This is a genomic window from Photobacterium sp. SKA34, assembly GCF_000153325.1.
Taxonomy (GTDB): Bacteria; Pseudomonadota; Gammaproteobacteria; order Enterobacterales; family Vibrionaceae; genus Photobacterium.
The window spans coordinates 309,777-318,048 of the sequence record NZ_CH724144.1 but is presented as its reverse complement, the minus strand read 5'-3'; the positions used below and the strand labels follow the sequence as shown (position 1 = coordinate 318,048).

General features: G+C 40.8%; 8 protein-coding genes. 1 reads left to right on the top strand and 7 read right to left on the bottom strand.

Going from position 1 to position 8,272, the window contains the following annotated elements:
• The 6 genes from fadD to SKA34_RS17745 form a co-directional block, all read right to left on the bottom strand.
• Positions 1 to 1,682, bottom strand: a 1,682-nt coding sequence (gene fadD / locus SKA34_RS17770) for a long-chain-fatty-acid--CoA ligase FadD (RefSeq protein ID WP_006646904.1), incomplete at its 3' end; no start/stop codon positions are given.
• 174 nt (positions 1,683 to 1,856) lie between these two features.
• The gene (locus SKA34_RS17765) at positions 1,857 to 2,735 is read right to left on the bottom strand and encodes an alpha/beta fold hydrolase (protein WP_006646903.1); all 879 of its coding nucleotides are present in this window, start codon (positions 2,733 to 2,735) and stop codon (positions 1,857 to 1,859) included.
• Positions 2,736 to 2,738: 3 nt separating this feature from the next.
• Positions 2,739 to 3,305, bottom strand: a complete 567-nt coding sequence (locus SKA34_RS17760; protein WP_006646902.1) for a Slp family lipoprotein — start codon at positions 3,303 to 3,305, stop codon at positions 2,739 to 2,741.
• A 117-nt stretch (positions 3,306 to 3,422) separates the two neighbouring features.
• Positions 3,423 to 3,716 carry a hypothetical protein gene (locus SKA34_RS17755; RefSeq protein WP_006646901.1) on the bottom strand — a complete coding sequence of 98 codons (294 nt, stop codon included), beginning with the start codon at positions 3,714 to 3,716 and terminating at the stop codon, positions 3,423 to 3,425.
• Between the two features lie 74 nt (positions 3,717 to 3,790).
• A complete protein-coding gene (gene tsaB / locus SKA34_RS17750) occupies positions 3,791 to 4,492 on the bottom strand; it encodes a tRNA (adenosine(37)-N6)-threonylcarbamoyltransferase complex dimerization subunit type 1 TsaB (RefSeq protein ID WP_006646900.1) in 702 nt (233 codons plus the stop codon).
• Positions 4,493 to 6,448, bottom strand: a complete 1,956-nt coding sequence (locus tag SKA34_RS17745) for an ATP-dependent DNA helicase (protein ID WP_006646899.1) — start codon at positions 6,446 to 6,448, stop codon at positions 4,493 to 4,495.
• A 227-nt stretch (positions 6,449 to 6,675) separates the two neighbouring features.
• Here SKA34_RS17745 and purU point away from each other — a divergent pair, with 227 nt between their 5' ends.
• Positions 6,676 to 7,509 carry a formyltetrahydrofolate deformylase gene (gene purU, locus SKA34_RS17740; protein WP_006646898.1) on the top strand — a complete coding sequence of 278 codons (834 nt, stop codon included), beginning with the start codon at positions 6,676 to 6,678 and terminating at the stop codon, positions 7,507 to 7,509.
• An 81-nt stretch (positions 7,510 to 7,590) separates the two neighbouring features.
• Here the strand turns inward: purU and SKA34_RS17735 are convergent, their stop codons facing one another.
• Positions 7,591 to 8,175, bottom strand: a complete 585-nt coding sequence (locus SKA34_RS17735) for a VOC family protein (protein WP_006646897.1) — start codon at positions 8,173 to 8,175, stop codon at positions 7,591 to 7,593.
• Positions 8,176 to 8,272 lie beyond the last annotated feature (97 nt).

The following is an 8,272-nucleotide window of genomic DNA, read 5'->3' as shown; positions in this document are numbered from 1 at the left end:
TATTGTTGTGCTTTTTTATCAGACTCTTCACGCAATACGCGGCGTAAGATCTTACCGACATTAGTTTTTGGCAAGTCGTCCATAAATTCAACAATTTTTGGTATCTTATAACCTGTTAAATGTTGACGACAATGCGCTATCAATTCATCTTTTGTTAGGCTCTGATCGCGTTTCACCACACATATCTTAACTACTTCACCAGACACTTCATGAGCCTGGCCGATCGCTGCTACTTCAAGCACTTTGTCATTTAGCGCAACAACATCTTCGATTTCATTAGGATAAACGTTAAAACCTGATACTAAGATCATATCTTTCTTACGATCAACAATGTGCAAAAAGCCTTCGTCATCAAATTTAACGATATCACCCGTCGATAGCCAACCATCTTCTGTTAACACTTCTTTAGTGGCTTCAGGGCGCTGCCAGTAACCTTTCATTACCTGAGGACCACGAACTTGTAACTCACCGACTTCGTCGATTCCCACAACATTACCTTCATCATCAACCATACGCACTTCAGTTGAAGGGACAGGTAGACCAATTGAACCGTTATATTGTGTTAAATCATAAGGATATGCTGCAACCAGTGGTGAACACTCAGTTAAACCGTAACCTTCTAATAAGTAATTACCAGTGATTTTCTGCCACTTCTCAGCAACAGCGCGTTGAACCGCCATGCCACCGCCAACAGAAAGGCGTAGATTACTAAAATCTAACTCTTGGAAATCTTCATTGTTGATCAGCGCATTAAATAAGGTGTTCACACCAGTAATTGCGGTAAATTGGTAACGTTGAAGCTCTTTGACAAAAGTGGGAATATCACGAGGATTCGTGATCAGTAAATTCTGACCGCCCATTTCCATTAATAATAAGCAGTTTACTGTCAATGCAAATACATGATAAAGCGGTAAAGCGGTAACAATGAGCTCACGTCCTTCTGTTAACACAGGACCATATGCACCTTTCGCCTGCATGACATTAGACACCATATTATGATGCGTTAATATCGCGCCCTTAGCGACACCTGTTGTACCACCAGTGTATTGAAGAAATGCCATGTCATCGCCAATAATAAACGGCTTAACATATTGCATACGACGCCCTTTACGTAGTGCTATACGCATTGAAGTCGCATGCGGCAAATAGTACTTAGGCACCATTTTCTTAATGTACTTAACAACGAAGTTAACCAAGGTACCTTTTGGACGAGACAATTGATCGCCTAGGCTAGTTAAAATTACATTTTTAACACCTGTATTTTTAACAACGGCTTCAAGGGTGTGAGCGAAATTTGAAACGATAACAATGGCTTTTGCGCCAGAGTCATTTAATTGGTGCTCTAACTCACGTGGGGTATATAACGGGTTAACGTTAACCACAACACAACCTGCACGTAAAATACCGAATAGCGCGATAGGATATTGCAGTAAGTTTGGCATCATTACAGCAACACGGTCGCCTTTTTGTAGCTTCAATTCATTCTGAAGGTAAGCTGCAAAGGCACGGCTACGCTCTTCCAATTTACGGAAGGTCATAACTTGTCCCATGTTAATGAAAGCGGTTTGATCAGCATATTTACGTACCGATTGTTCAAACATATCAACTAATGATGAATATGCATCCGGATTAATTTCTGCCGGTACATCATTCGGATAGCGGCTAAGCCAAACCTTATCCACTCGCATTCTCCTTATTATTAGACTGCTTTAATACCTATACAGCGATACAGGTAAATACTGTATGTATAAATCAAACAAGCGTTTATATCTCAATACAGTATACTTAACTTATAATTAACATCTTGCCAAATTAGCTGAGTAGAAACTTTGAACCTACTCATTGAAAAGCGAAGATTAATCTCTCTCGAGGGAAATAAAAGCCCTAATACAATTCGATACTGTATCTGGCTGTTCTAAATGGCAGTGATGCCCCCCGACAATCACCACCTGTGAAAACTGTTGAAGCTTGTACTTATCCTGCGGATCATCACGCAGTTGAGGAAATCCATGACTGCCTACAATCGAATAAATGGGTGCTTCTATCGACGATAGAATTGCTTGTGCTTGTTGTTGTGTCATCCTATAAAGTGATTCACAACGCAGGCGATGGTCATGTCGCCAGTACCACAGCCCGTTACGCTTAACTGTTGCCCGCTTAACAACGGGCTCTAAACATGCAATAGGTAAGTCATTAACATTGGCACGTAATTGTAATGCTTCAGTGAAAGAGCTCATTGCTCTTGCTTTTCGACGCTCACAACTTTTACGGTATTGATGTCGACTTTTAATTCCACGCCTTAGCCGCTCAACCGTTTGTTCTGCCTCTTCCACTAATGGCGACAAGCCTTCAATTAATACCAACTTATCTATTGACTGAGGATAAGCAGCACTGTAACAACTGGCAATAATAGCGCCTAGTGAGTGACCAACAAGACACACGCGCGGGGCGGGAAGCTGCGAAATGACTTGGTATAAATCATCAATATAATCGAAAAAGTGATAATAGTTATCCCCACTTCGAGATTGTGATAAACCATGTCCAGGCAAATCAATGGCTACAAGATTAAATTCAGTATCTAACCGTTGCCAAAGTGATGAAAACGTCGCAGCATTATCTTGCCAACCATGAATAAATAACAATACGGGTTTGTTATTCTCTAACGGCGACGATAATGAGAAATTGGAGAGTCCCGCTAATTCTAATTCAGCAAGCTTAAATGTTATTGCTTCCATGACTTACATTATCACTCGATCAACCACGCGCCCTTGAATGCCAATCGGTGGCATAAAGTAATCATCGCCCCAGAATCCACAGTTAAAGCCAATACAACGATTAAATCGCATTGGTACTTCCATTTGAACTTGTTGTTGTACTTGCCAAATTTGCTCACCTGAAACATTTATCAAAGGAAAAGTATAATCGTACTGGCCAACTTTGCCTTTTTGCATTCCAATATATTGCCCTACAATTGTCAGTAAACGTCCTTTGGCATACTCCATAGGATCAAGAAAACCAGGTACATTTGCAATAAATCTACCTTGGGGTTTACTGTGCAATATTGGTCTACCGTCTGAGGTTAACGGCAATGCGACTATTTCAACGCGTGTTTGCTTTGCTTCATTTTTAATTGAAGCAATAATACCACCTAACCTGACTTCCTGATGTTGCATTACAGTAGGATGCTCGGCGATAACGCGTAAATCCGTGATAGGATTTTTCGTTTTGGTCTGCAAGCTGGCTGGAACACTGGCGCAGCCTACCATAAAGATTAATATCAGCCCAAGAAATAGCGTGCGAAACATATAAAACCTCGACATAGCTGTTCAATATAACAGCAAAAGTAATTATTTATGCGTAGTCTACTGACACGTTAAATTAACGCGTTAATGATGAAAATAATAAGGAAAGTATTAGTCGGTTTAAACAACCATATTGATACCGATAAGATCGGAAAGTTGTTCTTTTCTACTGTGCTGCATGACATCCATATACATAGATAATGCCTTCTGATGTTTTCCGTCAGGGCGATCATACTGTAATTGACGATATTCTTGACTAGCCCACTCTGCGTGTTGCGTTGCCGATAACGATGATAAAGCAGACGTTGATGAAACCGCATCACTTGAAATGCTAGCTTTCGTACTGGAGGTTTGTAAGGCTGAAGTGAATGGTTTTGATGGTAATGATATAACACCATGATTGATAATAACCATAATCCCCTCTCATCATTCATTTAAAATTAGGCTAAAGAAAAAGTAGCGGCGCCAGCCACTACTCTTTTACTTAATTATTCGCGACCTGGCAGTTTCTTCCATGTCACGGTATCACGTAAATACACAGGGCTTGCTACTTCTGCGCTAACACTTTCACCACGAGCAAAAGCAAATTTCGCTAGGTATACCATGTCTTGTGAATCAGGATATAACACCGAACCCTGCTGCATTTCAAAAGGTAGCTTACCTAGAGTATCAGCATACACTTCCCAAGCTGTACCCGCTGTTAACCAAATACCTGATTCGGTTTGAACAGATTCAACTAAAGCCTCAGGCACAATCACCTGTTCCGCACCGATAATTTGCCAATCACCATCGGTTTTACGCTGGTACTGACCCCAATAGACTTCGCCCATACGAGCATCAATAGCAGATAATACATTGTCAGCTTGATGGACACGGTAGGTACCTTGCGCCATTGCAGCTAATGTTGACACGCCCACCATAGGTAAATCCGCACCAAACGCTAAACCTTGCGCAATACCAATGCCGATACGAACACCTGTAAAGCTACCAGGGCCTTGACCATAAGCCAATGCATCGAGTTGTTTTAGCTTGATGCCAGCTTCAGCCAGAACAGTATCTACCATAGGTAGAATTTTTGTTGTGTGCTCACGTGGCGCATATTCACAACGAGAGATAACTTCGTCACCCATTAATAGGGCAACAGAACAATTTTCAGTTGCAGTATCAACTGCCAAAATTTTGGTGCTCATTCAAGCCTCTGAATGTTGGTTGTCATCTTCAATAACGTTATTGTTATTAATAGTAGACAAAAAGTCACTAACCCCTTCAACACTACGTGTACGAGGGATCGGCGGTAAACTTCGTAAAAATACAGCGCCATAATGCCTTGTTACTAATCGGTTATCACAAATGATCAAAGCGCCTTTGTCTTTAGTATCACGGATCAAACGCCCAACACCCTGCTTTAAAGTGATCACCGCATCAGGTACTTGGACATCGGCAAAAGGATCACCACCACGCATGCGACAATCTTCAATACGTGCTTTTAATAATGGGTCATCTGGTGCTGTAAACGGTAATTTATCAATGATAACACAGCTAAGGGCTTGCCCTCTAACATCAATCCCTTCCCAGAACGCCCCTGTTGCCACTAATAATGCATTACCATGAGCCAAATACTCATTAAGTAGCTTTTGTTTCGTTGTTTCACCTTGCGCTAACACGGGTAAACTAAGCTTTTCACGAAACCCTTCTGCAAGATCACGTACCATTTGATGAGAAGTACACAAGAAAAAACAACGACCATTATTCGCTTCAATCACAGGCGCCAACATCTCAACCAGTTTATTAGCGAGACCATAACTATTAGGCTCAGGTAAATGGCGAGGTACACATAACAGAGCTTGTTCGTTGTAATCAAACGGGCTTTCAAGCGAAAATTGTTGTTTTGGCTCTAACCCTAAGCGATGACTAAAATGGGTGAAATTCTCATCAACTGCTAAGGTTGCTGAAGTGAAGATCCATGCCCCTTTTTGCTCAGCCATTTGCTCTTTAAATTTATCCGCAACAGAGAGCGGCGTGATATTTAAACTAAACTGGCGCGGTGTACATTCATACCAATAGGAATAGCCTGTAATTGCAGTATCTGATACTCGTTTTAGTTTGGCTTTTAACGTTGCTGCACGTTCAAAGGCAGTATCTAGTAACTGGCTTCGACCCAACGCCAGCTTAAGTACATCGTAGGTAAGATCTAATGCATCTGACAGTCGAGTCAATTCCCGTTGAACAGCAGGGGTTTGTGATGCTTCTCGCCAATTCCCTCGAAACCCGGGATCACCTAAAATGATCCGCATTTCAAACGCAGCTTGCTGTAACCTGTCTGCCGTTTTTTGCAGTTGGCGCATATCACGTGCTTCTGTGCGATAACCAATATCAATATCTTTCGCGAGTTCAATTAATTGTCGACTGGTTAGGCTCTGGCCAAAGTACTGACTGGCAATATCAGGCATTTGGTGGGCTTCATCAAAGATAAATACTTCAGCTTCAGGAATTAATTCACCAAAGCCGGTTTCTTTAATGGCTAAATCTGCCAAGAATAAATGGTGATTAACAACAACTACATCAGCTTCCATTGCTTTGCGGCGAGCTTTAACGACAAAACAATCATCATACGAGGGGCACTCACGGCCTAAGCAGTTATCATTGGTCGAGGTAATTAATGGGATGACAGGGCTATCTTCTGCAACATCTTCACATTCACCAAAATCGCCGCTTTTCGATGATGAGGACCATTGTCGAATTTTAACCAACTGTGTTAATAACGTCGGATCGGATTCCACATCATGGCTTTCTATCACTTGGCGATTCAAACGATCCACACACAGATAATTTGCTCGCCCTTTTAATAACGCGACACGCCCCGTAAAGCCAATCGCATCAGCCATTAATGGCAAATCACGGTGAAATAATTGCTCTTGAAGGTTTTTAGAGCCTGTACTAATAATGGTTTTTTTGCCACTCAATAGTGCTGGGATAACATAAGCAAATGTTTTTCCTGTCCCCGTACCCGCTTCTACCACCAGCTGAGATTCACTCTTGATCGCATCAGCCACTGCATTAGCCATATCAATTTGAGGTTGGCGAGCCTGAAAACCAGGGATGGCTTTATCTAATGCGCCACCAGAGGCAAAAAACTTCGTTATCATTTACTTCGCACTATTGGTTATATATACAGTATTCATTATGCCAATTATCCTAGTACTCGACTAGTCTTCTATCCATCGATTACAAAAATTAACGGTATCACTTTCTTATTAATAACATCACCTAACAAATAAATACTTTGACCATAAGGTTAAATCTAGGTAATAGTTAATTAAGATCTTTGTAACACGCAATGTATTATATGCGTGAATCGCAGTCAGGAAACGACATGGAAAAGAAAACACTCCTCACGGAATGCCCAGATGAAATGGGACTAATCGCCAAAATTACCAACATTTGTCATAAGCACCAACTAAATATTATCAACAATAAGGAATATGTTGATAATACGCATAATCAATTTTTCATGCGTACTGAGCTTGAAGGCTATTTTAATGATACAACCTTTCTTGCAGATATTGATCATGCTTTACCAAAAAGTAGCAAGCGCCGTTTAATCAGTTCTGATCGCAAAAAAATCGTCATCATGGTGACAAAAGAAGCGCACTGTTTAGGTGATATTCTAGTTAAAGCCTTCGATGGATCATTAGATATCGACATTGCTGCGGTTGTAGGTAATTACGACACCCTTCAAGGGCTAACGGAAAAATTTGATATTCCATTCCATCATGTTTGCCATGAAGGATTAAGCCGTGAAGAGCACGAACAAAAACTATTAGAAGCGGTACAACAGTATCAACCAAATTACGTAGTACTGGCGAAATATATGCGTATTTTAACGCCTAATTTTGTCGCACAATTCCCTAATAAAATCATCAACATTCATCACAGTTTCTTACCTGCATTTATTGGCGCCAAGCCTTACCAACAAGCATTTGAACGTGGTGTAAAAATCATTGGTGCAACCGCACACTTTGTCACTAACGATCTTGATGAAGGGCCAATCATTACCCAAAACGTCATCCCTGTTGATCATAGTTTCAGTGCTGTTGAAATGGCAAAGTCTGGTCGTGATGTAGAAAAATCTGTACTCAGTAAAGCATTAGGCCTTGCGGTAGACGATCGTATTTTTGTCTATGGTAACCGGACAGTTATTTTATAATCATTAAAATACAGTATTAACCAAGCGAACGTAGTAATCTTTGGGGATTACTACGCTTTTTATTATTCGTATTTACAGCAACTATGCTTGTTCACTTTCTAATACTGCTCTTAACGAGTGTCCGTGTAATTTAATACATACACCATCACGTTTAAACGCAAAAGTAGGATTAGCTAAACGCTCATCTTCACCTGATGGTGAACTGGCTTTTACTTTGATCCCCTTCGCATCTAACCCATCCCAATCTAATTGTGGTAATTTTTCTAGTAAATCTATTTTTAATTCTTCAATCGTTTTTGCACTGGATGGCACCACAAACTCAATATGCTCCCACCCCTGTTGCGGATATACTTTATCACTCGGATAAGGCAACTCTAACGCTTCAATTGTCCAGCCATCTACAGCTAATGGCTGTTCAAACCCAATGATCACAATGGGACGACCATTGATCATATTGTTAGACCATTCTTCACCGTAACTCAGCCATGCCAAATGTACCTGATGCGCCACGTCTTGATCATTGACACGTAATGCGATGTGATCAGCTTGGTATCCAGCGAGTGAAATTCCTAAATCATCAATCAATGTATTGATCGCTTTCATAAACTCAGGTAACTGCGCAAGCATCTGCGTTGGATGAAGATTATATTGTTCAAGCTTGTGCATAGATTTATCCCATTATTGACAGCTATAACTATAGTTATACGGAGTGAATAATTATCCATTTTTCGTGATTTAATGAAACATGAATTTAACGCACTCT